The 23,752-nt window shown below is 68.7% G+C and carries 28 protein-coding genes and 2 pseudogenes; 16 read left to right on the top strand and 14 right to left on the bottom strand.

Annotated elements, in window-relative coordinates; genetic code table 11:
* The first annotated feature begins 111 nt into the window (after positions 1–111).
* From ACGFRG_RS32375 to ACGFRG_RS32360, 4 genes are read left to right on the top strand one after another with little or no spacing between them, the layout of a single operon-like run.
* Positions 112–2,127 (top strand): RICIN domain-containing protein, encoded by a 2,016-nt coding sequence (locus ACGFRG_RS32375; RefSeq protein ID WP_393269711.1) that lies wholly within the window; start codon positions 112–114, stop codon positions 2,125–2,127.
* On the top strand, positions 2,124–2,723 hold the full coding sequence (locus ACGFRG_RS32370; protein ID WP_393269709.1) for a hypothetical protein: 600 nt from the start codon (positions 2,124–2,126) through the stop codon (positions 2,721–2,723). Before ACGFRG_RS32375 ends, ACGFRG_RS32370 begins: the two co-directional genes overlap by 4 nt.
* Positions 2,724–2,777: 54 nt before the next feature.
* Positions 2,778–3,620: a papain-like cysteine protease family protein gene (locus tag ACGFRG_RS32365; RefSeq protein WP_361432940.1), complete on the top strand. Its 843-nt coding sequence runs from the start codon at positions 2,778–2,780 to the stop codon at positions 3,618–3,620.
* Positions 3,621–3,634: 14 nt separating this feature from the next.
* Positions 3,635–4,537: a hypothetical protein gene (locus ACGFRG_RS32360; RefSeq protein ID WP_393269706.1), complete on the top strand. Its 903-nt coding sequence runs from the start codon at positions 3,635–3,637 to the stop codon at positions 4,535–4,537.
* A 217-nt stretch (positions 4,538–4,754) separates the two neighbouring features.
* Here ACGFRG_RS32360 and ACGFRG_RS32355 read toward each other — a convergent pair whose 3' ends face one another.
* Entirely contained in the window at positions 4,755–5,195 is a 441-nt protein-coding gene (locus ACGFRG_RS32355; protein WP_393269703.1) for a DUF6233 domain-containing protein, read from the bottom strand.
* A gap of 687 nt (positions 5,196–5,882) precedes the next feature.
* On the opposite strand from ACGFRG_RS32355, the gene ACGFRG_RS32350 reads away from it, so the two are divergent.
* The gene (locus tag ACGFRG_RS32350) at positions 5,883–6,092 is read left to right on the top strand and encodes a hypothetical protein (protein ID WP_361432946.1); all 210 of its coding nucleotides are present in this window, start codon (positions 5,883–5,885) and stop codon (positions 6,090–6,092) included.
* Positions 6,093–6,133: 41 nt separating this feature from the next.
* Here ACGFRG_RS32350 and ACGFRG_RS32345 read toward each other — a convergent pair whose 3' ends face one another.
* The 7 genes and pseudogenes from ACGFRG_RS32345 to ACGFRG_RS32315 all read right to left on the bottom strand — a co-directional run bounded on the left by ACGFRG_RS32345 (position 6,134) and on the right by ACGFRG_RS32315 (position 12,256).
* Positions 6,134–6,370 carry a DUF5994 family protein gene (locus ACGFRG_RS32345; protein ID WP_393269746.1) on the bottom strand — a complete coding sequence of 79 codons (237 nt, stop codon included), beginning with the start codon at positions 6,368–6,370 and terminating at the stop codon, positions 6,134–6,136.
* 328 nt (positions 6,371–6,698) lie between these two features.
* A complete protein-coding gene (locus tag ACGFRG_RS32340) occupies positions 6,699–6,902 on the bottom strand; it encodes a cold-shock protein (protein WP_361432949.1) in 204 nt (67 codons plus the stop codon).
* A gap of 213 nt (positions 6,903–7,115) precedes the next feature.
* A pseudogene (locus tag ACGFRG_RS32335) lies at positions 7,116–7,409 on the bottom strand (MerR family transcriptional regulator).
* A 160-nt stretch (positions 7,410–7,569) separates the two neighbouring features.
* Positions 7,570–8,577: an HTTM domain-containing protein gene (locus ACGFRG_RS32330; protein ID WP_393269699.1), complete on the bottom strand. Its 1,008-nt coding sequence runs from the start codon at positions 8,575–8,577 to the stop codon at positions 7,570–7,572.
* A 130-nt stretch (positions 8,578–8,707) separates the two neighbouring features.
* Positions 8,708–9,247, bottom strand: coding sequence for a DUF5819 family protein (locus ACGFRG_RS32325; RefSeq protein ID WP_393269696.1), 540 nt, complete (start codon positions 9,245–9,247; stop codon positions 8,708–8,710).
* A gap of 315 nt (positions 9,248–9,562) precedes the next feature.
* Positions 9,563–10,792 carry an ice-binding family protein gene (locus ACGFRG_RS32320; RefSeq protein ID WP_393269693.1) on the bottom strand — a complete coding sequence of 410 codons (1,230 nt, stop codon included), beginning with the start codon at positions 10,790–10,792 and terminating at the stop codon, positions 9,563–9,565.
* Positions 10,793–11,662: 870 nt separating this feature from the next.
* Positions 11,663–12,256 (bottom strand): DUF393 domain-containing protein, encoded by a 594-nt coding sequence (locus ACGFRG_RS32315; protein ID WP_361432955.1) that lies wholly within the window; start codon positions 12,254–12,256, stop codon positions 11,663–11,665.
* Positions 12,257–12,781: 525 nt separating this feature from the next.
* On the opposite strand from ACGFRG_RS32315, the pseudogene ACGFRG_RS32310 reads away from it, so the two are divergent.
* The 3 genes and pseudogenes from ACGFRG_RS32310 (at position 12,782) to ACGFRG_RS32300 (ending at position 14,052) form a co-directional block, all read left to right on the top strand.
* Positions 12,782–13,137: pseudogene (locus tag ACGFRG_RS32310) on the top strand (PRC-barrel domain-containing protein).
* A 36-nt stretch (positions 13,138–13,173) separates the two neighbouring features.
* Complete coding sequence (locus tag ACGFRG_RS32305) at positions 13,174–13,347, top strand: hypothetical protein (protein ID WP_345502900.1); 174 nt, start codon at positions 13,174–13,176, stop codon at positions 13,345–13,347.
* Positions 13,348–13,938: 591 nt separating this feature from the next.
* Positions 13,939–14,052, top strand: coding sequence for an alpha/beta fold hydrolase (locus tag ACGFRG_RS32300; RefSeq protein ID WP_393269688.1), 114 nt, complete (start codon positions 13,939–13,941; stop codon positions 14,050–14,052).
* Here ACGFRG_RS32300 and ACGFRG_RS32295 read toward each other — a convergent pair.
* Positions 14,049–14,564: a DUF5994 family protein gene (locus ACGFRG_RS32295; protein ID WP_393269686.1), complete on the bottom strand. Its 516-nt coding sequence runs from the start codon at positions 14,562–14,564 to the stop codon at positions 14,049–14,051. The two genes, ACGFRG_RS32300 and ACGFRG_RS32295, sit on opposite strands and share 4 nt — an antisense overlap.
* Before the next feature lie 280 nt (positions 14,565–14,844).
* Between ACGFRG_RS32295 and ACGFRG_RS32290 the strand changes: the two genes are divergently transcribed.
* The 4 genes from ACGFRG_RS32290 (at position 14,845) to ACGFRG_RS32275 (ending at position 16,314) form a co-directional block, all read left to right on the top strand.
* Positions 14,845–15,420: a DUF5994 family protein gene (locus tag ACGFRG_RS32290; RefSeq protein ID WP_361432960.1), complete on the top strand. Its 576-nt coding sequence runs from the start codon at positions 14,845–14,847 to the stop codon at positions 15,418–15,420.
* A gap of 5 nt (positions 15,421–15,425) precedes the next feature.
* A complete protein-coding gene (locus tag ACGFRG_RS32285; protein WP_158977171.1) occupies positions 15,426–15,614 on the top strand; it encodes a hypothetical protein in 189 nt (62 codons plus the stop codon).
* A 97-nt stretch (positions 15,615–15,711) separates the two neighbouring features.
* On the top strand, positions 15,712–15,978 hold the full coding sequence (locus tag ACGFRG_RS32280) for a hypothetical protein (RefSeq protein WP_361432962.1): 267 nt from the start codon (positions 15,712–15,714) through the stop codon (positions 15,976–15,978).
* A gap of 54 nt (positions 15,979–16,032) precedes the next feature.
* A complete protein-coding gene (locus ACGFRG_RS32275; RefSeq protein ID WP_361432965.1) occupies positions 16,033–16,314 on the top strand; it encodes a hypothetical protein in 282 nt (93 codons plus the stop codon).
* Between the two features lie 27 nt (positions 16,315–16,341).
* On the opposite strand, the gene ACGFRG_RS32270 is transcribed toward ACGFRG_RS32275, so the two are convergent.
* Positions 16,342–17,193 (bottom strand): ATP-binding protein, encoded by an 852-nt coding sequence (locus tag ACGFRG_RS32270; protein ID WP_393269682.1) that lies wholly within the window; start codon positions 17,191–17,193, stop codon positions 16,342–16,344.
* 12 nt (positions 17,194–17,205) lie between these two features.
* Positions 17,206–17,610: a GNAT family N-acetyltransferase gene (locus tag ACGFRG_RS32265; RefSeq protein WP_393269679.1), complete on the bottom strand. Its 405-nt coding sequence runs from the start codon at positions 17,608–17,610 to the stop codon at positions 17,206–17,208.
* Between the two features lie 429 nt (positions 17,611–18,039).
* Between ACGFRG_RS32265 and ACGFRG_RS32260 the strand changes: the two genes are divergently transcribed.
* The 4 genes from ACGFRG_RS32260 (at position 18,040) to ACGFRG_RS32245 (ending at position 21,173) form a co-directional block, all read left to right on the top strand.
* Entirely contained in the window at positions 18,040–19,239 is a 1,200-nt protein-coding gene (locus ACGFRG_RS32260) for a GAF domain-containing SpoIIE family protein phosphatase (protein WP_361432969.1), read from the top strand.
* A gap of 192 nt (positions 19,240–19,431) precedes the next feature.
* On the top strand, positions 19,432–19,983 hold the full coding sequence (locus ACGFRG_RS32255; RefSeq protein ID WP_393269743.1) for a DUF5994 family protein: 552 nt from the start codon (positions 19,432–19,434) through the stop codon (positions 19,981–19,983).
* 357 nt (positions 19,984–20,340) lie between these two features.
* On the top strand, positions 20,341–20,664 hold the full coding sequence (locus ACGFRG_RS32250) for a hypothetical protein (RefSeq protein ID WP_393269677.1): 324 nt from the start codon (positions 20,341–20,343) through the stop codon (positions 20,662–20,664).
* A 308-nt stretch (positions 20,665–20,972) separates the two neighbouring features.
* Positions 20,973–21,173 (top strand): pirin, encoded by a 201-nt coding sequence (locus ACGFRG_RS32245; protein ID WP_393269674.1) that lies wholly within the window; start codon positions 20,973–20,975, stop codon positions 21,171–21,173.
* A 324-nt stretch (positions 21,174–21,497) separates the two neighbouring features.
* Here the strand turns inward: ACGFRG_RS32245 and ACGFRG_RS32240 are convergent, their stop codons facing one another.
* The 3 genes from ACGFRG_RS32240 to ACGFRG_RS32230 all read right to left on the bottom strand — a co-directional run bounded on the left by ACGFRG_RS32240 (position 21,498) and on the right by ACGFRG_RS32230 (position 23,691).
* On the bottom strand, positions 21,498–21,785 hold the full coding sequence (locus ACGFRG_RS32240; RefSeq protein WP_393269671.1) for an HNH endonuclease: 288 nt from the start codon (positions 21,783–21,785) through the stop codon (positions 21,498–21,500).
* A 943-nt stretch (positions 21,786–22,728) separates the two neighbouring features.
* A complete protein-coding gene (locus ACGFRG_RS32235; protein ID WP_361432979.1) occupies positions 22,729–23,025 on the bottom strand; it encodes a DUF6881 domain-containing protein in 297 nt (98 codons plus the stop codon).
* A 375-nt stretch (positions 23,026–23,400) separates the two neighbouring features.
* Complete coding sequence (locus ACGFRG_RS32230) at positions 23,401–23,691, bottom strand: hypothetical protein (protein WP_393269669.1); 291 nt, start codon at positions 23,689–23,691, stop codon at positions 23,401–23,403.
* Positions 23,692–23,752 lie beyond the last annotated feature (61 nt).

The raw sequence follows: 23,752 nt of genomic DNA, 5'->3' as shown, positions 1-23,752 counted from the left end.
GTCTGTTCTGACACACTTCCGGCCAACCACCCAACCCCCCACAGGAATTGAGGTATCGCTTTGCCTGGTCGCAGAAGACAGGTACGGCAACGGCCGCGAAAAGGAGCCCTGTTGGCAGTCGCAGTGGCCGTCACGGCAGGAGCACTGGCCGGTACGGCCGCATTCGGCGGCGTCTTCGACAACGAGTCGTCCCGGCCGCAGACCGCCGCCACCCAGGCGGCGGCCGACAGCCCCGCACCGGCCCCCGCGCACGACAAGACACCGGACCCGGTGACCCGAATACCCAAGGACGACCGTCCGCACGGCATCGTCTACAAGGGCCTGGCCCCCGCCCCGAAGGGCGACCGGTGCGCCGGCGTCCTGCGGACCGCCGACGGCCGGTGCACCCACGGCCCCGACAAACCTCCCCGCGGCGTGGACATCGCCAAGGACACCCAGCCCGTCGCGAAGACGCGCGACACCGCCGACATGCCAGGGACGTCCAACCCGGCCGACGACAAAAAGCCGGCGGACACGTCGTCGCAGAAGCCGACCGCCGGGACTACGGCCTCCGTCGACGCCCGCCAGGCCGGGACCGCCGCCGCCAATACCCCGCCCGCCGCCCCGAGGAAGGGCGTTGCGAGCGGCAAGGCCGGGCCCTCCGACCAGACGGTGCAGTGCGACGGCGACGGCGCCACCGGCAACCGCGTACAGGTCGTGTACGCGCACGGGCCCGGCAACGACCGGTACGCCGAGTACCTGGCCTCGTTCCGCAAGTGGGCCGCCGACGCCGACGCCATCTACTTCGCCAGTGCCCAGGAGACCGGCGGCGTACGGCACATCCGGTTCGTGACCGGCGCCGACTGCACGCCGTCCGTGCTCAACGTCGAAGTGACGGATTCGGCCCTGTCGGAGTTCGGCGCCCTCAACTCCGCGCTCGCGCAGAAAGGTTTCGACCGGCGCGACCGCAAGTACATGATCTTCGCGGACGCCAAGGTCTACTGCGGCATCGGCACCTTCGCCGGTGACGAGCGCCCCGACTCCAGCAACCTCAGCAACTTCGGCCCGTCCTACGGCCGTACGGATGCCGGGTGCTGGAGCGGCTCGACCGCCGCGCATGAACTCGGGCACAACCTCGGGGCGGTCAACAACAGCGCGCCCAACAGCAGCCACGCCGCGCACTGCACCGACGAGTGGGACATCATGTGCTACTCGGACGCGCCGTACTACCCGACGATGCGCACCGTCTGCCCCGACCGCGGCCACGACGAGCGCCTGGACTGCAACCACGACGACTACTTCCACACCAATCCGCAGCCGGGCAGCTACCTGGCCACGCACTGGAACGTCGCGAACAACCAGTTCCTGATGACCGGCAACAGCACCCGGCCCGACCCGAACCCCTCGCCCTCCCCCACGCCCACGCCGAAGCCGTCCGGCAGCACCGACCCGTCGCCGTCGACGGGCCCCGTGCCGGTCGTCGGGCAGCTGACCTCCGACTCGGCCGTCGTCAGCTGGCCGGCGGCGCGCTCCGCCGCCTGGTACCGGCTGCTGCTCGACGGCAACCACCTGGCATGGGTGCAGCCGAACTCGGCGCGGATCTACAACCTGCGGCCCGACACCGACTACACGGTCGCCGTCGCCGTCCGGGACACGGCCGGCCACGACTCCCGGCCCGGCCGCGCGGTGAAGTTCCACACCCCGTCCGTGGGCAGCACCGCCAAGCCCGGCGCGCGCTACACGCTCACCAACGGGTACAGCGGGCTGGCCGCCGAGGTCTGGGGCGGCAAGAGCGCCGACGGCACCGTCCTCGTCGGCTCCCAGCCCAACGGCTTCACGCTGCAGCAGTGGTACGTCGACGACGCCGGCAGCGGCCATGTGCGCCTGCGCTCGGCCGTCTCCGGCAAGTGCCTGCAACTCGGCGGGGAGCCGAGGGCCGGTCAGTGGGTCGCACAGCAGTCCTGCTCCCGCAGCGCCGCCCAGCAGTGGCGACTGGCCAGGTCGGGCGAGGGCCTGCGGCTGACGGCCGGGGACGGCTCGCTCTCGCTCGGCGTGAGCAAGCGGCCCTACTACGGGGACTGGCTGCTCGAACTGCAGAACCCGGACAGCTCCGGCTACCAGGCCTGGACCCTGCAGAAGGCCGCGTGATCAGCATGACCGACATGCCGTGCCGTCCTCGGACGGCATCGGCAGCCGTCGTCCTCGCGGGCCTCCTCGTTCTGGGGCCCGCGGCGACGGCGGGCGCCCACGGCGACTCCATCCGGCTGACCGTCACGGGGGTCACCGCCGGCCATCCGGTCGCAACGGCCGTGTGGGACAACGACGGTGACCCCGTCGACGAGGCGGTCGCCGGTACCGTCACCGCCACCGCGGCCGACGGCACGACGCTCGGGCCCTGGCGGTTCGTGCCGGTGCCCGGCAGGGCGGGGACCCTCACCACCGCCGAGGCGCTGCCCGCCGGGCACTGGTCCATCGCGGCGCAGACGGCCTTCCCCGCGCTCGGCCGCGCCGAGCCCACGACGGCCGAAGTGACCACGGCCTCCCTGGCAGCTCCGGCTGCGGGGCCGTCCGCCGGCCCACCGGTCGGCCCGTCCCCGGCTCCGTCCACGGCCCCGGCCGCGGCGAGCCCTGCCGGAGTCGGCTCCGGTCCCGGCGCGGTGACGATCGGCGTCACGGCCTCGGCCGTCGCCCTCGCAGGCGCCCTCGCCGCCCTGTGGTTCCGGCGCCGATCCCGCCGTCCCTGACCGGCACCGCATCGAAACCCATCGGTATCACTCAGCACCACCAAGGAACCCCCCATGCACAGACTCCGCATACCAGCGCGCAAGAAGGCGCTGCGCACCACCGTCGCCGCCGCTCTCTCCGGCGGGCTTCTGATGGCCTTCGGGTCGCAGGCCCAGGCCACCACCACCGGCACCGTCTACGGCGGACAGGGCAACTACAGCACCGTCAACCAGCGTTCGCAGCCGTCGCTGTCGGCCGGGGTCACCGGAACCTCACGGGTCGGCGACCAGGTCTCCATGGCCTGCCGCACCACCGGTGACGTCGTCGAGAACAACTCCCGCTGGATCTGGTCCGGCTGGTACTACATCGCCGACGCGTTCATCCGCGAGGACACCGGCGGCCTGCCGGTCTGCGGCACCAGCAGCCCCGCCACACAGAAGATCCTCAACATCGGCATGCAGAAGCAGGTCCGCGACCAGTGGTGCTGGGACGCCTCCGGCCTGACCATCGCCAACTACTGGGGCTACACCAACTACAACCAGTACGACTTCTGCCGCCTGGCGGCCCAGGGCAACAACGGCCTGGACTGCAACAACCAGCCCGCGACCCTCGACGACTTGGCCAACGGCCTTGCCAACATGGGTTTCCGCGACAGCGGCCGCGACCTCTACCGCAACGCGTCCTTCTCCGAGACGCGGAACGAGATCGCCAACGGGCGCCCGTTCGCCGTCCGCATCGGCTGGACCTCCGGCGGCGGCCACATGAACGTCATCTACGGCTACGACAGCAACAGCAACATGATCGCGGTCGGTGATCCCTGGCCGAGCACACAGACCTACACGTGGTGGGACTACTCCACCTACTCCGGAAACAGCTCCTTCCGGTGGACCCACTCGCGTACCGGCATCCAGGGCTGAGGAGAGGACCGATCATGCACCGCACGACCAGAGGCGCCGCGATCCTGCTCGCCGCCACTGCCGCGGCCACCCTGTGCGCGGTCGGCCCGGCGCAGGCCGCCGACGGCCCCGCCGCACCCGCCGCCTCCGACTACACCGCCGCCCAGCAGGTCCTCGGCTCCGACCAGGTCCACTCCACCGTGGCCCGCTTCCTGACGGCCGCCGCGCACCAGGCCCAGGGCCCCGCCCCGGCCGTCGGCGCGGACGGCGGCACGGGCGGCGAGCAGCGGGGACTCGCACAGGAGCCCTCCGCCGCACCCCGCTTCGACCTCCGCAAGCCGGTGCCGCTGTACGAGCTCGCCCCCGGGTTCGTCACCGGCAAGGCCCGGCCAACGGCCGGTACGGCACTGCGGCTGTCCGGCCTCGCCTCCCGCGTCTCGGCGGCCGACGGCCACCAGGCCGTCGTGTTCCTGGCGCCCAAGTCCGGCAGTGGCTCCTGGCACCTGGCCGGCATCCGCGACGGCGACGCGGACATCAGCGCCGCCGAGCGCGGCACCGACCAGGCACACACCTTCCTGGAACCACAGCTCCACGCCTGGTACCGGCTGACCAAGGCCGGTTCCGTGGAGCCCCTCAACAAGGAGGCGTCCACGGCCCTGCAAGGCAAGTCGCACGTCACGCTCGCCGCCTATCAGCAGCTCGTCGCCAAGCGCTACGGCGACAAGCTCCCCGGCTCGGCCTACGACCGCAAGGGCCTGGCCGGCGGCTACGCCCAGGCCGAGGACAAGGCCGGGGACAAGCCCGAGGCGCTCGCCGAGAAGCACGACGACGCGGCCGCGGGCGGCTCATGGCTCCCCGCCGCCTTCGGCACTGCCACACTGGCGGCTGCGGGCGCGACAGTGGTCGTGCTGCGCCGCCGTCGTCACACGGTGGGCTGACGTCACTTACGCCCGCAGGTCCGGCCCTCCCTTTCCGGGGAGGGCCGGACCTGCTTCCCCAACAGCGGCACTCCGCCCCAGGCGAGACCGGCAACTACCGCGGCAGCCAAACAAGCCCACAGGGAACGGGTACGGCTGTTCAAATGGCGAACTCCGGTGTCGCCGCGCTGACCTGGATGCCTGGTGGGGAGTCCCCCTCAGAGCCCGCCGCCACCGTTCAACGCCACAGTCCCGAGCAACCACTCACGGCCTGAGGCCTGGGGCGGTGTAGACGTCGCCGCCCGGGACGCCGAGGCCCGGACAGGGCTGCACCTGACAGGCATTGCCCTGTGGTCAGTCGCCGGGGGCGGGGCACGTCGTCCTCCTGGCCGTGCGTGAGGATCGGTATCTGCGCCTCGGCGGCGTCGCACACGGTGTAGGCCGTGGCCGTCGTGCTGGGCCGCGCGAGTACACAGAGTGCCTGCGTGGTGCCCAGCGGATGCGTGCGGTCGGTGGCCTTGGGGCAGCCCTCGGCGTGGACGGTGGTCGGCTGTCCGTGGGTGCGGTCGTCGAGCAGCCACGCCCGCCGGGTCGGCGTCGAGGTACGGGCACGGGGTGTGCGGGGACGCGGCCGAGGTCGACCCCGCGCAGCGGGCGCAGCTGCTCGGCGGTGACTCAATCGGCGAGAACGCGCGTTTGCGGCCGAGCGGCGCCCCGACCTTGCTGCCGGGAATCATGAACATCGCCATCACGAGGGCGTAGGCGGACCGCGCCCTGGATACCCGCCACAGTCGTGCCCACGTCTTCGGCCACCGTTTTCCGCCATGCCGGCAGGGAGAGGTACTGCCGAAAGTTCTGCAACAGCGCGGATCGTCCTGCTCACGTTCTCGGCCGGTCAGTTCCCGATGGCACTCGACGGCTCGGTCATGAACGTCTCGATCTCCGTCCCAGCCCACCCGGAGCGCGGATCCGCGACCTGTCACGCAGGTCAACCGATTAGCGGACTGCGCTACTCCATGCGGACGACTCCGATGCCTTCGGGCTTGTCGCGTGGGTGAGATTTTCGTCATCCGTTTCCATGACAAAGCCCCAGTTCACAGGCCTGGGGCCTTTCGTTGTCCAGAGCTTTCCGGGCTCTCATGCCATGCGCGTGGCACAAGTTCCCTCGCGGGGAGTCAGGTTGAGCCCCGGGGCCATTCGGTGTCGGGTGGCTGCCGTCAGTCGCCCTTCCTGGTGAGGCCGACGGGCGGGCTGGGGCGTCATCCGTGTGCGTCGCTGCGCGGTCGACATGATGCAGGCCGTCGCGGTGCGTGTCAGCGTGATCGCAGAGCAATCCGTACCCCACGCATCGAGAGGAGTCGCCGTCATGGACGGTAGGCAGGACAAGCGTCAGGAGCCGGGCAAGGGGAGCGAGGCGCAGGAACACCGTCGCCCCGGGGATCCCGCGCAGCCCCAGCCCGGCCGGTCGTCCCGAGAGAAGGGCGAGAAGGGACACAAGCCCGGTCAGAAGGAGGCCGCGCGCCGCCGCGAGGACGATCTCCTGCGCGAGGAGGACCTGCACGACGAGGGGCTCTGATCGGCGCACCACTGGACCACTCGGCCGCTGAGGATTCGGGGTCAGCCCGCCGCCCCGGCGGCGCCGTCCTCAGGTTCGGTGGCGATGAGAATCTGAGCGGCCTGCGTGATGTTGTCGGCGCGGACGGCGCGGGCCATCGCTTCGCGGGCGGCGTCGGCGGTGGTGTCCGGGGGGACCACCAGCAGGGCGAAGTGGTCGTTGTGACCACGGGTGATGAGGACGGTGTCGTCGCCGACGGGGTCGGAGTCGAGGTGCACGACCTGGCCGTCGATGACCAGACGGGTCGGGATGTCCCGCCAGGCGGAGGTGTCCAGGCCGACCCGCGTGATGGGTGATGGGCCCGAGGTGCGCGGTCAGTGCCGTGATCAGCAGCGGGAGGGGAGTTCGGCGAGATGCGGCCCGCTGTCCGGCCGCCAGCCCCCTCGGCCCATCCCCGGTCTCGACATGGATGAGGGCCGAACAGCAGCAGCTGCACGGCCCTTATCGCGTGCGCCTCGGATCCTGCCGACGTCGCCGGACAAGTCCGGCGACCAGCTGTTCGGGCCGGGCTGCATGAGGCAGCCCGCACGCCGAAACGCTGATTGGTCCGCAGGTGGGTGGGAAGAGTCAGGCCGGGGTGATGTTCTCGGCCTGCGGACCCTTCTGGCCTTGGGTGACGTCGAACGTCACGGTCTGGCCTTCCTGGAGCTCGCGGAAGCCCGAGGAGTTGATCGCGGAGTAGTGGGCGAAGACGTCCGGCCCGCTGCCGTCTTGGGCGATAAAGCCGAATCCCTTCTCCGCGTTGAACCACTTCACAGTTCCCGTAGCCATGTCACATGCCTCCAGTCGATGACGCCTCCCGCTTGCTGCGGAAGGCAGAGGTGATCGCCCTGGTTCCTGCGGCACAGCACAGCAAAACGCCCACGCCGAAGGTGTGGGCAAGGGGAATTTCCGAACCACGACAGCTGACGCAGACGGTACACGTCCACACGCCCTGTCCCAGGGACAACGACCACGCGTCAGGCCCTGGACGTGCGTGCGGGTCTACCCATGCTGGCGCACCCACCTCAGGCTGCGGTAGCTGGGTTCGGCGGCGCGGCGGTATTCAGCGTTGAGGCGCTGGCATCTTCGAGCCGGTCCTCGAGGATGACGATGCGGCAGGTGGCCTCGATGGGGGCTCTGGTCGGCGAGTTCCCGGGCGCGGGCGGCAATGCGCAGTTGGTGGCGGGAGTAGCGGCGGTGTCCGCCGGCGGAGCGGAGCGGGGTGATGAGGCGGCCTTCGCCGATGGCGCGGAGGAAGCTCTGGGTGGTGCCGAGCATTTCTGCGGCCCGGCCCATGGCGTAGGCGGGGAAGCCGTCGTCATCGAGATGGCCGAATGAGTCGTCTGCTGTCGTTTGATAGCCGTGCGTCCCCCGCCCGGCTGCACTGCCGCAGCTCGCAGTCGAGACGGGCCTGGGGGCCCTGGCCCCGGGCCGCCCGGTAGGCGTTCGGTCATCGCTATGTGCGGGGGGAGGCAGCGGGCTGCCGCGAGCCGGGCAGGCCGGTCCTGCTCTGCTGCGGTACCGATCCGGATCCCGGCCCCCGGGACACCGGCCGCGACGCGCCGGTTCGCCGTGTCGCGCGGCGGCACAGGTGAGCCAGGGAGGTGTAAAAGCGGTCAGGGAGGAACACGGCGTCCGCCACGATCATCGCTCCGGAGAAGAGAGGCAGCCCCATGACCACCGCGATGCCGACGTGCATCCCCAGCAACATGGCCAGAACCGGGTACTTGAGCCTGCCGAAGAGCACGAACGGGAAGGCCACTTGCAGGAGTACCGTCGCGTAGCTGGCGACCGCGATCAGGACCGCGTAGTCGTCCGCAAGGTGGGAGAGCGCGGGCCAGGGCTGGAAAAGTTCGAGGTTGAGGACGTAGTGGAGGGCGGTGCCGCCGACCCAGGAAGCGCCCTGGACCTTGTACAGGCCGGCTGACCCGTAGAGGAAGCAGACCTCTGCCGCCATGACGAAGATGCCGCAGTTGTGCACGACCGTCGTCAAGGTGCTCCGTGCTTGACGGAGTCGGGGCGAAGCGAATCTTCTCGCCCGTTCGGGATCGTCGCCCGCACGAGCCGTCTTGAGACGGTTCCTGCGTGCGTCCAGGGACCAGCGGCGACCGCACGCGGTGAAGACGAGGTAGACAGCCATCAGCAGAATCAGATTGTCGCCGCCGTCCGTCATGAAGATCGCTCTTGCATGGAACGAGGTCACCACGATGGCGAACAGGACGGACATGGCGCGGGTCCGCCACCCCAGCATGAACAGCGCGGAGGTGAAGAGGGCCGTCACATAGCAGAGTTCGAAGTAGGCCGGGCTGTCGGAGAGGGTCAGGATGCTGTTCCAGCCCGTCTGTGCGAAGAGCTGCTCCGCAAGCGCGGGCGTCCACGGGGAGCCGGGGCCCCAGATCTCGTGACGGTGCGGGAATTCACGCAGAAGGAAGACCAGGTAGAGCATTCCGTAGCCGGCGCGCATGACCGACACGGCGTACAGGGACACCGGCCGGCCGGTCAGGAGCGCGACGAACCGCTGGGCTGCGCCCGCGGTTCTCCGGCCGGCGGTGCCCCCCGATGCAGCTGCCGTGGAGGGGGGCTGGGTGATGTGCTCAGTTCCCACGGGGGGTCACCTTCCACCAGGGCAGAAGCCGCTCTTCGGCGGGCGTCGGCGGGCGGTTGCCAGCTGCTGCGCCCTGCGCGGCGACGGGCAACGTGAGGACACGAAGCTGGATGAAGCCGAAGGTGGCGCCTTGGTCGTGGGCGGCGACCCGGTCCGCAGCGATGTTGCGCAGGTACTTCTGCATCATCACGGCGCGATCCGAGTCTGTCCTGTCGTCTGCGCCGTGCGTGTCGACGTAGGAGGTCCAGGCGCGGCGCAAGAGATTCTGTGTCGTATGGCTCGGGAACACGTTGTGTTTGACCGCGGAATTGTCCACGGCAGTCAGATCGACCCAGCTGCTCACCTGAGTCGCACCGTCCGGGGCAGTGCGTGCGGTTCTCGCGAGAATGCGCCGGTTGACGGAGTCGGGATCCGGGGCGAAAAGCCGCCAATTCTGCTCGAAGAGGGGGTACACCCATGCGTTGATCTGTGGGCCGTACCGCTTCGAGACGGCATTGGGGGGAGCCACGTGGAGGAACACCAGAACCACATGGGTCAGAGTCGTCGCCAGGCACAGAGCCACGACGGTTCGCAGTAGCACTGCCAGTTGACGGGAACGCCGGGGTTGCCGGCACGGCGTGGCCGCTTCATCGTGACGCGCCCGGGGGGCCGGATCAGAATCGGACACCCGGAGTTCCTTCACGGCCGCTGATTCAATTCTGCTCGACATCGGCCCACCCTGTCTTTCTCATATCAACTGCTCGCGTCTGGGTTTCCCGCTGGATCCGGCGGCGGCGCACGACGGAATCGAAAGGGCTCCGCCGCGCGCCGCTGTCCGGTGAGCGGACCTCGTGCAGTCCGCTGGCTAGCCCTCGGTGCTCATGGGCTTGCTGCCGTATCCGTAGTCGTGGTCGTAGTGCTCGCCGTAGCCCGGCTTGCCGGGCTTCTCGCCCTGCTCGTGGTCGGGCTTGCCGGGTCCCTCGCCGTGCTCGTGGTCGGGTTTGCCGCCGTGCTGGTGGCCGGGCTTGCCGCCGTTCCCGCCCGTGACGTTCCCGCCGGTGATGCTTCCACCGGTGGTGTTACCGCCCGTGGTGTTCCCCGCGGTGCTCGCTCCCGTCGTATTGCCCGCGACGTTCCCCGAGGTGTTGCCGGAGATGTTCCCCGAGGTGCCGCCCGTCACGAGGCTGGCGATCGGGCCGCCCAGGAGGCCGCCTCCCGTCGTCACGCCACCGAGCACGCCGCCAAGGACGCCCGAGGTCGCACCCGAAGTCGTGGTGCCGGTCGTGGTGCCAGTCGTGGTGCCAGTCGTGGTGCCGGTGGTGGTGCCGGTCGTCGTTCCACCCGTGCCGCCGGTCGCGCACGTCCCGAGGAAGATCCGGTTGTTGTCGAGCGTCACCTCGCCGTTACGGGCCAGCGCCCGGCCCTCGATGTTCGCCCTCGTTGTCACGAAGATCGAGGTCAGAGCCATGATGGTGCCCACGAAGGTGGAGTCGGTACCGAGGGTCGCCGAACTCCCGATCTGCCAGAACACGTTGCACGCCGAAGCGCCGTTCGTGAGCAGGACCCGGCTGGAGGATGCCGTCGTCAGGGCTTCCGGAATCTGGAACACCCACACCGCGTTGGGGTCTCCCCCGGCGTTCAGGATCAGGTCGCCGGTGAGTCCGACACCGGACGTAGCCTTGTAGACGCCCGGAAGCAGCGTTTGGCCCGCGCCGATCCCCGCCGCAAGTGCGAAGTCCTGGGCCTGACCCGCCGCATTGTTGTACGCCACGGTCAGATCGCTCTTGGCCTGGAGGGCCGCAGCGTCCGCTGCGTGCACGGCACCGAGCACCAGGCCGGGCGGGAACCCGGTGATGGCCGGGTTCGGGTGCGTCCCGAGATCGTGGCTGATCACTGAGGGGCCGGTGTTGGTGACTCCCTGACCTGCCAGAACGGAGTAACTGGCGGTCGTGCCCAGAGGTACGGGTGTTGCGATGGCCGACGCCGGCGTCGACGTCGTGGCGACCATCGCAGCGGCAACTGTTGCGGCAAGGGCCGAGGCCAGCCAGCCGGACAGAGGACGGAGTCGAGCCGCTTGAGGAAATCTCAGCTTCATCGAGAGGCCATTTTCTGTGGGGGCCGTGGCGTCCCGGGCCCTAACCGATTGCCCGGGAAGCTGTACTAGTGAGATGGCATATTACGCGGGCAATTGGGTGCATCGATTTCAAGCGGCAGGGCGAGGCCCGTGATTGAGGACGGAGCACCGTAATATGCGCCCTTAATATCTGAGTTCATATGGATGGTCATCCGATGTCATGCCCGGGCGTAGGGGTGTCATTACCCCTATGTGGGCCATCGGCCTCAAATCAGTCCGACAATCCCACCCCGGCGCACATGTGAAAGTGTCGCCATTCCAGTGATTCGACGAGATCTGGAGTGAGTGGGCGTGGCGGCGACAAGGAAACCCGCACCGTACCGTCACCTGGGTGGAAGCATTCGCCCATCAATATGCCCCTTTCCTGCCTGGACCATGCTCGCGCACCAAAGCGACCTCTTCGACCCTCTGATGCCGGATGGGGCGAGTGGCGCACACTCCCACCGGTGCACCGAGAAGGCTCTGGACCTGCTCCGACCGAAAGTGCTGTTCCCGGCGAGACCCCGCCTCGCCCATACGACGGAGCGTTCTTCTTGGACTTGCGGAGCGGGGCCGTCACCACGCGCCCGCCGGTCCAAGGGCCCCAGGTGCATCGGCGAGGATCTCCACAGCGGGCCCCTCTGCAAGGAGCTTGAAGGACCCCGTGGTCGTGCGGGGGTCAACGCCGCCCTCGCCGGTGACTCCCAGCACTGCGCCCGGAGCGCTCAGGGCGCAGTGCTGTGACGCCATCTCAGTGGTCGGCAGGGGCCTGGGGTCGCCCGGTGCCGATGTCCCCGTCGCAGCTGGTGGCCACGATCACTGTGTCGTCTTCAGGCTTTGGCGGGTTCGCTGTCATGCACCATCACGCGCGGCAGATCGCAGATGAGCAGGCAGGGAACAGGCCACCGTGCCCCCCGGTAGATGGTGCCGGTTCAGGGCCACCACCCGGTACACGAACCGGGCGATCCAGCTGATCGGGGGCAGCGTCATGGCCTGCCCTGCGAGCCGCCAGGGCCGGCACGGGCCCTGTTTGAGCAGCTGCGCAACCGCCTCCGCGCCGCCGTGCACATCGGCCGTACCGGGCTCGATCCAAAGGGCCTCCCGGTCGGCTCGTTCGGCGGTGACGCCCAGTGCGTCCAAATCCGCGTACTGCCAGGGGGTGACGACGGCGTCGGGATCCAGCAGGCGCAAGGCGATGTTGACGGCTTGGGTGCAGAATCCGCAGTCGCCGTCGTACAGCAGCGTCGGCCGTTCGGCCATGGTGGATCTCCTTGTCTTACGGTACGTCCCCGGAAGCGGCCGCCGGGTCCGGATCTGCGGGCGCTTCAGGGATGCCTTGAACTTGTCGTTTCGTTTAACGAAGGGCGCAAGTGCCTCGAACGACGGGAGTTCCTGCAGGCCGTCGAAGCCGACGATTGGCGGTTTCTTCTCCTGATGGGCGGGCACAGGCCACGACGGGGACGGCGGCGAGGCCCCGGGAGAGTGTCGCGGCGGTATCTGGCTGTTCTGGGCGAGGTTGCTGGACGAGCTTGCTCTGAAGTGCAGCGTCATCGCTTCGCACGCAGGTCGTTCGCAGGTAATACTCGCCGTCTTCCCAGGGCGGCAGAGCCATGACAGGAAGACTGTCATGTGGACCGCTCAACTGGTGCCCCGTCTCGGATTGGCCGCCTGCTTGTGGTGGCTTGGGTGGGACTGCGGTCCGCCGGATTTCACGACCCGATCGACGTCGTAAACGACGGCCCGAGTGGCCACGATCGTCGTCGCGAGCCTCTCGATCGAGGTGCGCTAATTCCATGTCGATCGACCGGCCTGTATCGGCGGGACAAAGTCCCCACTGCCGGAGCGTCGCCAGGGGGCATATCCTAGTAGTAGGTCGTCGCACTCTCACGTGTGGCGTCCGGAAGGGCGACCCCGGCGTGTGAATGTGCCGGGGTCGTTGTATCACCGTCGTAGCGCCTCAGGGGGCGAGACATGATCCCTTCAGCCGATGTACGGGACTGGCGCGACTGTGACGTCCTCGACACGAAAGGGCACCGGATCGGCGCTCTGGAAGCGGTTTATGCGGACACCGCCACTGACGAGTCGGCCATGGCCACCGTCCGCACCGGATTTCCCACCCGCCGCCGCCTGTCTTCGTACCTCTCGGCGAGGCAATCCTGAGGCCCGGCCACGTCAAGGTCGCGCACGCCGGGGCAGTCGTGAAGGAGTACCCGGCCATCGGCACCGACGACATCCTGCCCGCCAAGCAGGAAGAAGCGATCTTCAAGCACTACGGCGTGCCCTATCAGCCTGGCGTCGGCGGCGAACGCCGACCGGCGCGCCGCTGAGCGCCCCAGCCCGACATCGGAGGAGGTGTTCGGCGAATGGTGATCTTCTTGTTGCTGCTGCTTGTGGCCTTCGTCCTGGGCCTCATCGGCGCGGTGATGGACGGGCCTGTTCTATCTCCTCGTCATCGCCCCATCGTGCTCGTCGTGGCCGACCTGGGGTTCATGGCCGTACGACGTTCCCGGTCCTCGAATCGTCGCCGCCTTCGGTAGCACCGGCCGCGATGTCCTACACCTCACCACTGCGGCAGGGCGCCGATCCACCGCGTCGGCGCTCTCCTTCAGGTGACGCCGGCAACTCCCCTCCGCGCTCGTCGTACAACGCGTGCGGGCGGGGTGTCGCGTTGCACAGCCTGGTGGAGGTCGCAAGACTTGATCGCCGGTGACCGTACGCGATCACCTGTTGCGCAGGGAATGTTGTGACAGGACTGGTCCTTCCGCACGACGTAGTGGGTACCGGCTCCGAGCGGGTCCTTCTGCTGCACAGCTGGTTCGGCGACCGGTCGGGCTTCGACCCGATGCGCGAGCACCTGAGCGGGGACGCGTTCAGTTACGCGTTCCTGGACTGCCGCGGGTACGGCGAGGCAATCGGCGCCGAGGTGCGTTCACGATGGAGGAAGTTGCCGAGGATGCCTTGGCCGTGGCCGACCATCTGGGCTGGGAGTCCTTCTCGGTCATCCGGTCATTCCATGGGCGCCAAGGCGGCCCAGTTGATGCTGCTGGACGCCCCGGAGCGGATCCGCTCGATCATCGGCATCTCGCCGGTGCCCGCCGCTGGGAGCCGAGGCCCTGCGGGCCCCCTGGATGCAGTGGTATCCGAACGCCCAGCTGGAGGTGCTCCCGAACACGGGGCACTACGCACCGGAAGAGTCCGCCCAGGCCGTCGCCGCGGCCGTCGAGCCGTACCTCGGCCGCTAAGGCTTCGGGAAGACCGCCGGGTCGGTGGGGCCGCCGCCCGTGCATTCGGTTGTGGTGGCGATGAGGATCTGTGCGGCCTGGGTGACGTTGTCGGCGCGGACGGCGTGGGCCATCGCTTCGTGGCCGGCGTCGGCGGTGGTGTCCGGGGGGACCACCAGCAGGGCGAAGTGGTCGTTGTGGCCGCGGGTGATGAGCACGGTGTCGTCTCCGACCGGGTCGGAGTCGAGGTGCACGACCTGGTCGTCGACAACCAAGCGGGTAGGGATGTTGTGCCAGGCGGTGGCGTCCAGGCCGATCCGTTCGATGGGCCCAAGGTGCCCGGTCAGCGCCGTGATCAGGGCGGGCAGCTCGGTCTCGATGTCGCGCGTGCGCGGCCACCACGCACCGTCCAGGAGCCCCTCCCGGGACCGCGTCGTCTCCAGCCGCAGCAGGGCCGTACCCGGTTTGACCGCCTGGTGGATCTCATCTGGCAGGAGCAGCGAGGAAGGGTGGGGGATGTCGGAGTCAGCCATGTGGGTCCGCCCGTCTACGGGTGCTGCGGTACTGCGTCACAGGTCAGCGTGGGTGCCGGTCGGGCGACGTGCGCGGGCCTGTCGTCCTTTCACGGTACTCCCGCCGCCCGCTCCGCCGCCCGCCGGAAAAATGCCTGGTCAGATCGGCCATGGCCAGCCGAACAGGCGTACAGTGAAAGCACCGGGAGTACTTCGCACACCGGCTTTCACGCGGGTGTCATTTCCGGCGATCGCCTAAAAACCGGACTGCTGACGGGCAGTCCGGGGGCAGGTCCGCATCATGACCTCCACCCTCGACCGGACCGCGCCCCGCGACCTCGCCGCAGTAGTCCCGGCCCGCTTGTCCCTCACCCCCAAGACCACCCTCGCCGGTCAGCTGGACGGGGCCTGGTGGCCCCACTCACGTGACCTCGAAGCCGAGCTTCCGGCGCTCGCCGCCGCACTGGACGAGGCCTGGGGGCGCATCACCCGCGTCACCGTGAATCCCGCCCGCTGGCCGGTCATCCCCCACACGGTTGCTGTGGACGGGCGGACGCTGCACGTGGGCTGGTTCACCGAGCAGGACCCCGACAAGCTGATCCTGCTCTCCTACACCGTCGGCCGCTGGGACCTCCTCGTCATCCCGCCCGAGACCGAGCCCGCGGCCGCGGCCCGGCTGATGGCCGCCGCCGCGATCCCTGGCAGCGTCCTGGCCGCAGACGTCCTGATGGCCAACGAAACCGTCATCGGGCGCGGCATCCGCGACGCCCGCCGCCGGGAAGCCACCTGGGAGGGTGAAGGCGGGGCCTGCATGTCCCCCTTCGGGGAGCCGATGGGCCGAAGCGCCCTGCCGCTGTCCGGAAACGGGTGGAGGTGAGCTCCGTGGAGACCGTCGTCCTCATCGCGGTGATCATCTTCATGATCGGCATCGGGATGCGCTGGATCCACCTGCTGAACGCCCAGCACGATGCGCGGATCGAGGCCTACCGCTTCAGCGACCCCCTGCCGAGGCCTCCCGGCCTGCCGGACGACACCGGTCGTCGAGCCCACCACACGGGTGCCGACCGGTGAGGAACAGACCTTCCTCCGACCGGGGGCAGCGGGCGGGACGCCTCGGCGCCCCGCATCCGCCGGCCTCCTCACCCACTCAGAAAGGGAACACGCCTACGTGAAGTTCATCGAGACCCAGACACTGCCCTCGCTCGGGCACGCCGAGGTCCGGATCATCGCGCACACGCCCGAAGCCGCCCGAGCGGTCGCGGAGGCGCTCCGCCGCTGTTTCGCAGGCGCGGAACAGCGCAGCTACCCCGCCCTCGACGGCGACACCCGCCTGCACCTCACCGTGGACACGGCGACACCCGCGGGCCTCGACCGCTCCCGGCCTGCCGCCATCAGGCCCTCCGCCGGCACCGGCGCACACTCCGACGAGATCTGAGAAGCCCCGACCGGTACCGGAGCCCACTCCACCCCACACACAAAGGACGCGGTCATGGCCACACTGCGCGAACGCAAGACCTACCGCGACCAGGTGCTCCGGGTCCTGTACGAAGCCGTCGAGGGCAACCGCCTCCTCGGCACCACCGGAGCACAGCTGCGGCGCGACCTCCACGTACCGGAACAGGACCTGGCCGCCGCCTGCACCTACCTGGCGGGCGAAGGACTGATCACCGTCGACTGGGAACCCGGCAACACCCCGGCGATGGTCACCCTCGCCCACGAGGGAATCCGGCACATGGAGGCCCAGGAGGAAGGGACGGCGGGCTCGGCCTGATCCGAGAGACAGGCCCCAACACAGGTCCTATACACGGGCGAACTTCTCGGTCTGCTGGGCGAACTCCTGGGCCATGGCCGCGCTGACCGTGGGCCTGGTTTCGCCGATGGTGCGCAGGTAGTCCTCCGTGGTGGGGCGGGCCCGGGTCCCGGTGTCGAAGGTGTGCTCGAACTGGACTTGGGAGACGGTGCGTGCCACATGGGCGATGTCGGCGGGGGTGAACCCCTCGCTGGTTGACGCCAGCGCCGCACTGTCGGCCTGCGCTCCCGCCCGGGTCAGGTAGCTCTCCCACAGCGCAGTCCTCGCGCGCTGGTCCGGGGGGCCGATCGGCAGGACGTAGTCGAAACGGCCGTGCCGTAGGAACGCGGAGTCGAGGGTGGTCACGTCGTTCGTGGCGCAGACGAGAAGCCTCCCGTCCTGGCCCCGGAACCGGACGATCGCCTTGAGCAGTTCGTTGACGACGCCGACCGCGGTCGCGTCCGCACCGCTCCGGGTTCCGGCGATCTCCTCGACCTCGTCGATGAAGACCAGGACGTGGTCGAGCCCGGCGATCTCGTCGAAGCGCCGGTACAGCCCGCTCGCCAGCCCGTACTCGGCGGCCAGCCGGGCGGGGAACAGTTCGAGGAACGGCCATTGCCGGCGGCTGGCGATGGCGTGCGCGAACGTGCTCTTCCCCGTCCCGGGCGGTCCGAACAGCATCACCGCCCGTGGCAGCTCCACGCCGTGCTGGGCGGCCATTTCGGGATGGGCCAGTGGCAGGACCAGGCGCCGCTCGATGAGCTCCTTCTCCTTCTGCATGCCGGCGACCTTCTGCCACAGATTCCCGGGCGACAGCTCCGCTCCCAGCGACGCGAGCATGCTGACCGCCTGAGGGGTCACTCGCCCACGCTTCTAGAAGAAGACCAGGCCCGGACGGGCCTCGAAGCCGCAGTTGTGCAAGGCGGTGGCGCCGGTCTCGCCGTCGGGCAGGACGGCGTGCACGGTTCGGACGCCACCGGCGAACAGCCGGTGCTCCAGGGCCGTGATCAGGTCGCTGCCCAGACCCTGGTGCCGCCAGGCGGGCGCCATGCTGATGCGCAGGATCCACGCCCGTTCACCGTCCACCCTGCTCACCACGGCGCCGACCACCACGTCGTCCGCGGTGGCCACCACCGCCGGGTGGAGGGCCTGGAGGGCCGCCACGGCGTCCGAGAGCGGAAAGAGCAGTGGCCCTTCGGCCGTGCCGCTCTCGGCGTCGACTCGGAGTACCGATTCGAGATCGTCCTGGGCGTAGTCCCTGACACGCCAACCCGTCATGATCAGCTCCGCGTGTTCGGCCGTACTCCCATCATCAGCCGATGTGCGCGGGACGCGCCCATCGGCCTTGAGGCCGGCGGCACTGGACGGTACGGCGGCACCTCACTGCGGCAGAGCCCCGCGCCTCGGCTGCCGTCCTCCGCTCAGTGAGGAAGTCCCAAGCCGGCGACGGTCTGGTTTGTCGCCAGGCGGCTCCCTTCTCACCACCGCGGGCCGGAAATGCCTGGTTGCAACCGGTCAGGCTCCCCCGACGCGCGACGGGACCCGGCCGCGCCGGCCCTGCGTGAACCGGCCCGCCGGGGAAGCCGGGCCGTGAAGGCCGCCGGGCACGAAAGCCGTGTGGCGTGCCCGGTCGCCGGGGAGCATCCTGGAAGCCACGCCGCCCGTGCAGCCCGGACGCCGGCCCGCCGCCCGGTTGGAGGCAACAAGATGACCGTCGGAGGCCGCGCGGACCCGGATCGCTCGGAGGGCTTCGGGGAAGAACTGCTCGGGCTGCTCCTGGATGGGGCGCACGAGCTGCCGCCCCATCTGGTCGGCCCGCTCGTTGCCGAGACGGCGGCCCGGATGGGCGGCCGCGAAACACAGATCCTGCTCCAGGACTACGGACAGCAACAGCTGGTCCCCCTGCCCACCGGCGGCGTGGCCGCCGGTGACCCGCAGCCCATCGACGGGTCCGAAGCCGGCCGGTGCTTCCTGGAGTCACGCCCCGTCGAAGTCCTGACGCCCGATGGCATTCGGGTGCACCTTCCCCTGCTGGACGGCGGCGACCAGGTGGGGGTACTCGCGGTCACCCTGGACGCGGTCGACGACGACACCCGCCGCCTCCTGCGCAGGACCGCGGGCCTGGCGGCCGACCTGCTGCAGACCAAGAACGGCTACACGGACCTCTTCTTCCGGACCCGCCGCGGTGAACCGATGAGCGTGGCTGCGGAGATCCAGTGGTCCCTGCTGCCCCCGTTGTCGATGGTGATGCCGCACGTCGCGGTCGCCGGAGTCCTGGAGCCCGCCTACGCCGTGGCGGGGGACAGCTTCGACTACGCCCTGAACGGCGACGTCCTGCACCTCGCCATGGTCGACGCCATGGGGCACGGCCTGGACGCGGCCACGATGGCCACCGTAGCCATCGGCGCGTACCGTCACGCCCGCCGGATCAGCATCGAACTGTCCGAGATCTACCTCTTCATGGACCGGGCGGTCGCGGAGCAGTTCGACCCGGACCACTTCGTGACCGCCCAGATGATGCGGCTGGACACGGACACGGGGCGCCTCCAGTGGGTCAACGCGGGGCATCCCGCGCCCATGCTGATCCGCGCGCACCGCGTCATACGCCGTCTGGACAGCCCCACGACCCTCCCCGTCGGCTTCGGAGGGGCTCAGCCACAGGTCAGCGCGGTGGCGCTGGAGCCCGGCGACCGCGTCCTCTGCTTCACCGACGGCCTGATCGAAGAACATAAAAGCGGGCAGGAGCAGTTCGGCGAGAAGCAGCTGATCGACTGGGTGAACCAGCTGGAGCAGGCCGACCACGGGATCCGCACGGTGGCCCGGGACCTGTCTCACACCCTCAAGCGGGCACGCGGCGAAGTCACCTCGGACGACGCCACCCTCGTCCTGGTCGAGTGGCGCGGATAACGGAGCGCGTGGGCACCTCGTCCCCAGGCGTCGCCGCCCAGGCCGACTTTCGAAGCCCCTCGTTTGACCCCGCCGCGGAGTAGGCTGGGATTACCGGGAGTAACTCGTGCACCCGTGTCCACGCGGACGTCGTTTCCGGCGATCAAGACATTGCCCCGCCCGGCAGGGCGGTCCGGGAACGAGTCCGCGATCATGACCACTACCGCTTCCCTGTTCTCTGCACGTTTGGCCCTGACACCGAAGACCGCCCTCGCGGGCCTGTTGGACGGCGCGTGGTGGCCCAGGTCCCGCGATCTCGCAGCTGAGCTCCCGCCGCTGGTCGACGCGCTGGAGGGCCGCTTCGGACGCATCACACGCGTCGCGGTGAATCCCACCTGCTGGCCCGTCGTCCCGCACAAGGTTTTCGTCGCGGGGCACATCGTGCACGTGGGCTGGTTCACGGAACAGGATTCCGACAAGATGATCCTGCTCTCCTACGCCATCGGGCGCTGCGACCTGCTGGTGATCCCGCCCGAGACCGAACCGACCGCAGCAGACCGGCTCATGACCGCCGCCGCCCTCCCCGGCAATGTCCGGGCCGTCGGCACCCTGATGACCGACGAAGCCGCGAACGGCCTCCGCATCCGAAACGCGCGAAGGGCCGAGGATGCCCGGGAGACCGATGGCGGAACCCCCGCGACGCCCCGTCGGCACCCCGTCGTCGGAGCCCGGATGATCCCGCTGCCGTGGAACATGCGGAGGTGACCGGCCGTCGCCTTCGAGAGCAACGCGCTCGCCGCATCGGCACTGCGAGCCCGGGGGGAGGTCCTGCTCGCCGAGGGCGATGCGTCCAGCGCGTCCGCGTCCTTCACCGATGCCGTCCGGGCCTGGAACGAGGTCGGCGCCCCCTACGAGACGGCCGAGTGCCGGCTCCGGCTCGCGGACGCCCAGCGGCCCTGGGCAACCTCCGGGCCGGGATCTTGGAGTGGGAGGCGGCGCGCACCGAGCTCGACCGGATCACCCGAGCTCCCACGACCGAGGAGCCGCGGACGGACACGGCCGAGCAGGACTCCTTCGTCCGGGAGGGCGACTACTGGAGGGTCGTCTTCGAACGGCCGGAGCGTGACCGCACGCGACAGCAAGGGCATGCACCACCTCGCCCGCCTGCTCGCCGCTCCGGGCCGGGAGTTCCACGTCCTCGACCTCGCCGCCGCCGACACCGCCGACCCTGACGCCGCAGCCAGGCGCGCCCGCGCCGGCGACGCCGGTCCCCTCCTGGACGCCCGCGCCGAGCAGATGTACCGTCGGCGGCTAGCGGAGATCGACGACGACAATCGGCAGGCAACCTCGGCCCTGTTCGTCACCGATCCCGCCCTGCCGGACATGGACACCCTCCACCACGGTTGGGTGCGGGAATCACGACGCCTTACGGACTGCTGCCGCTGATCAGCCGCAGCGGGAGAGGGCCGGCCCTCGGTCCGTGACTGGTCCGGAAGTGACGCGTGAAACACGATGACGATCGCTCAATACTGCCGTCCGTTCATGGGTGATGGAATGAGTGTTGCCTGGAGGGTGGCAACACCCCGTCCAGGCATCCGACTTCCTGCTCTAGAAGAGGCCCAGCTTCTTGGGGGAATAGCTGACCAAAACGTTCTTCGTCTGCTGGTGGTACGCGGGCTGCATCGTCGTTGACCAGCGGGAACAGATGAGTTTGGTGTGGTTGGCGGGGCGCTGGACCGTAGCTGGTCCGGATCTTGGATCTGCAGGCGGGATGGGGCCGACGCCCGAGAGAGCTGTGGTCGAACTTCATCGGGCGGATGCAGGCGGACATCGAGGAGGCGTGGGAGGAGTGGATGTCGGGGGCGCGGTTCGGTGAGGTGAAGGGGTACGACGGGGAGCGGCTGTCGGCGCCTGCGTTGCCGGCGGTGGCGTTGAAGGCCCGGGGGGGGCGCTGAACAGGGGTTTTGCTCGTTGAGCGTCTTGTCTTGGGGTGCGGTCGGTGCCTGTCCGGATCGGCTCGGGCGGCCGGCATGTGAGGCCGCGCCTCGTTGTGATCTTCTCGGAGGTCCTTCTGTCATCGCAGGTGTGAGCACGTGTGACCAGGTCTGATCAGACCGATGCTGATCCTTTGCTGACTCTACTGACTCGTCATCAGATTAGGCGGTGGAGTCCGGAGGGGCCGTGGCGGTGAGAGGGGGTGCAGTGCGTTGCCTAGGCAAGGGGGGCGGTGACGCTTGTCTGCGGCGGCGGCCCTGCTGTTATGAGATGCAGGTCGAATTTCATGCGGGTCCCAGCCAGCGCTGCCGGTGGTGGCGAATGTAGCGGGCGTCTATGAAGTGCCACTGATGGAGACGGATTTTCCCGTGAGGCTTACCAGTGACGGTGTCGATGATGGTGCAGTCGTCCGTCAGGACGCGTGCCCCGGCGTCGAACAGGACGTGGCAGTTCGGGCAGAGGCACAGCAGATTCTCGACGATGTCGGGGCCGTGGTCTTCTCTGGCCTGGATGTGCGCGGCTTCGCTGTAGCGGGCGCGCGGCGCAGGCAGCGTCAGAACGGTGTCGCACATTTGGCATTGGTCTTGGTACCAGTGCTTGAGCTGCCTGGCGGCGCGGTTACTGCGAGGAGCACGAACCGCAGCTGGTCGGCCCGGGGAGGGTCGGGACGGTTCTGCCGTGGCAGCGCTTGAAAGCAAGGGCGGGGCGGCATCTTCATACGCCGTCACGGCGAATACGGCTTCATCCAGCTGCGTGAGGACGGGCTGTACATTGCCGGGATCCGTACCGAGCAGCTGCAGGGTCTCCACTATGGACCGGCGGACGAGCGACCATGCGGATTCCACGTGGGAGCTGTGGATCGAAGTGCACCTTGCCGGCTCCGCTGCCCGCCTCGACCGGGGCCTCGGGTGCAGGTTCCGGGCTGTCGTGGGTGCCCGTGCGAGGCTTGCCGGTGTCGGCGGGCTTGGGCCGGGGGTGTGCCCGCGTCCGGGTCGTCGCGGAGCATCCTGCTGACGGTGCCCCCGGCTTCGCCGACCTCGCCTGGGCAGCAACTGCTGCCTTTTCGGCCTTGTAGTCCTTGGCGAGCTTGTAGATGCCGTAGCCGTCTGCGGCTACCTGGGCGACGGTTCCGGTCACCTCGCCGACGACGTAGCCCGTGGACTGTTTGTCGACGCCGAAGAGGTCGGCCAGCTGATGGCCGTCCGACTCCCAGGAGTTGTGCGGCAGTTCCAGGCCGCCCAGGAGGCCAGGCGGGCCTTCCCAGCCGGTCCACTCGTTGAAGGGTTCGTTTTCGCCGTTCCAGATGCTGGAGATGGAGTTGCCGAAGTATCCGAGGCCGTTGTTTCCTCATCCCCGAAGCCTTGCACGGGGATGAGGAAACAAGGAGGCAACAAGGTCTGCTCGAAGAATTTACCTGCTGTCAGCAGACGCGCTGTCGCCAGAAATTTCGCACTGAACGATCAGATTGTTAACACGCCCTCTCGCTTCTGCAGCCGATCCATCCCTGAGCTCTAGTCACCTTGTGCGGCGAGCACGCGCCCAAGCCGCCTCGAACTCTGCGGCGGTGATGTTCTCCGCGTGGAACTCCTCCTGGGAGTTGATCTCCTCCAGATCCGGGAACGGAACCTCGCCCAGGCCAATCGTGCCCGTGTCTCGGCTGGCATCGGCCCAATCGAGCCGTCCATCACGGTAGACCTCAACCTTGCGGACCTCGTAGTGGTCGTCACCGAACTCGCTGAAGACCTCCACCGGTTCCTCCGAGAACTCATGGTCCCAGCGCACCCTCACATACGACGTCATCAGCTCTGCCACAAGCTCACGACGCGGTTGCTCACGTCGAATACCCGAGTGGGGACCACGAACTCATTCGCCGTTACTCGATCACTCCCAAGCCGGTCACATCGTTCTCCAGCTCTTGTAGGTCTGCCGAAGCCCGTTTACGAACGCATCTGCCAGTTCACACCTCTTGGATCCGCCGGAGCGCGATTCCCTTCCACTTCTCCATGCTCTCCATGATGGACGCCTTCCGGGGTGGAACCCATCTCAGATTCCGCCAAGAGGGATCAAGGCCACTCCAGGCTGACGCCGCATTTGTAGCGACCACGGCCACCGTGCGCTCCGAGAAGCAGACGAACGCGATACCTACCGCTTGCATGCGTCCGCCTCGCCACTCCGTCAATCGGTCACCTATTCGGTGAACTGAAGCGCTTCCAAGTCCGCCACAGTCGCTCGCAAGGTGTCGGCTAGTTCACGGCGCTCATCTTGGGCGCCGCCTACTTTGCGCCCCGTCTCCTCATACCGAGCACGATAGGTGTTCCATGCCTGATAGAGCTTTGCCGTGATGCTCTCCAATGCGGCAGCACGCGCTAGGAGTTCTTCCGCATCGAGAGAACGCTTTCCCTCACGCTCGATCCAAAGATTGAATCTCGCATACCGCGAGAGCACGTCTCCCAGCATCTCAGTCAGGTCATTCCCCATGAACCCGCTTGAGAGCATAGAGATCGCCAGGTTATGCATCCAGTTTGAAGTGGGTGCTGTC

It is taken from the genome of Streptomyces sp. NPDC048696 (assembly GCF_043198895.1).
Classification (GTDB): Bacteria; Actinomycetota; Actinomycetes; order Streptomycetales; family Streptomycetaceae; genus Streptomyces.
This window is presented reverse-complemented; position numbering and strand designations above follow the sequence as displayed.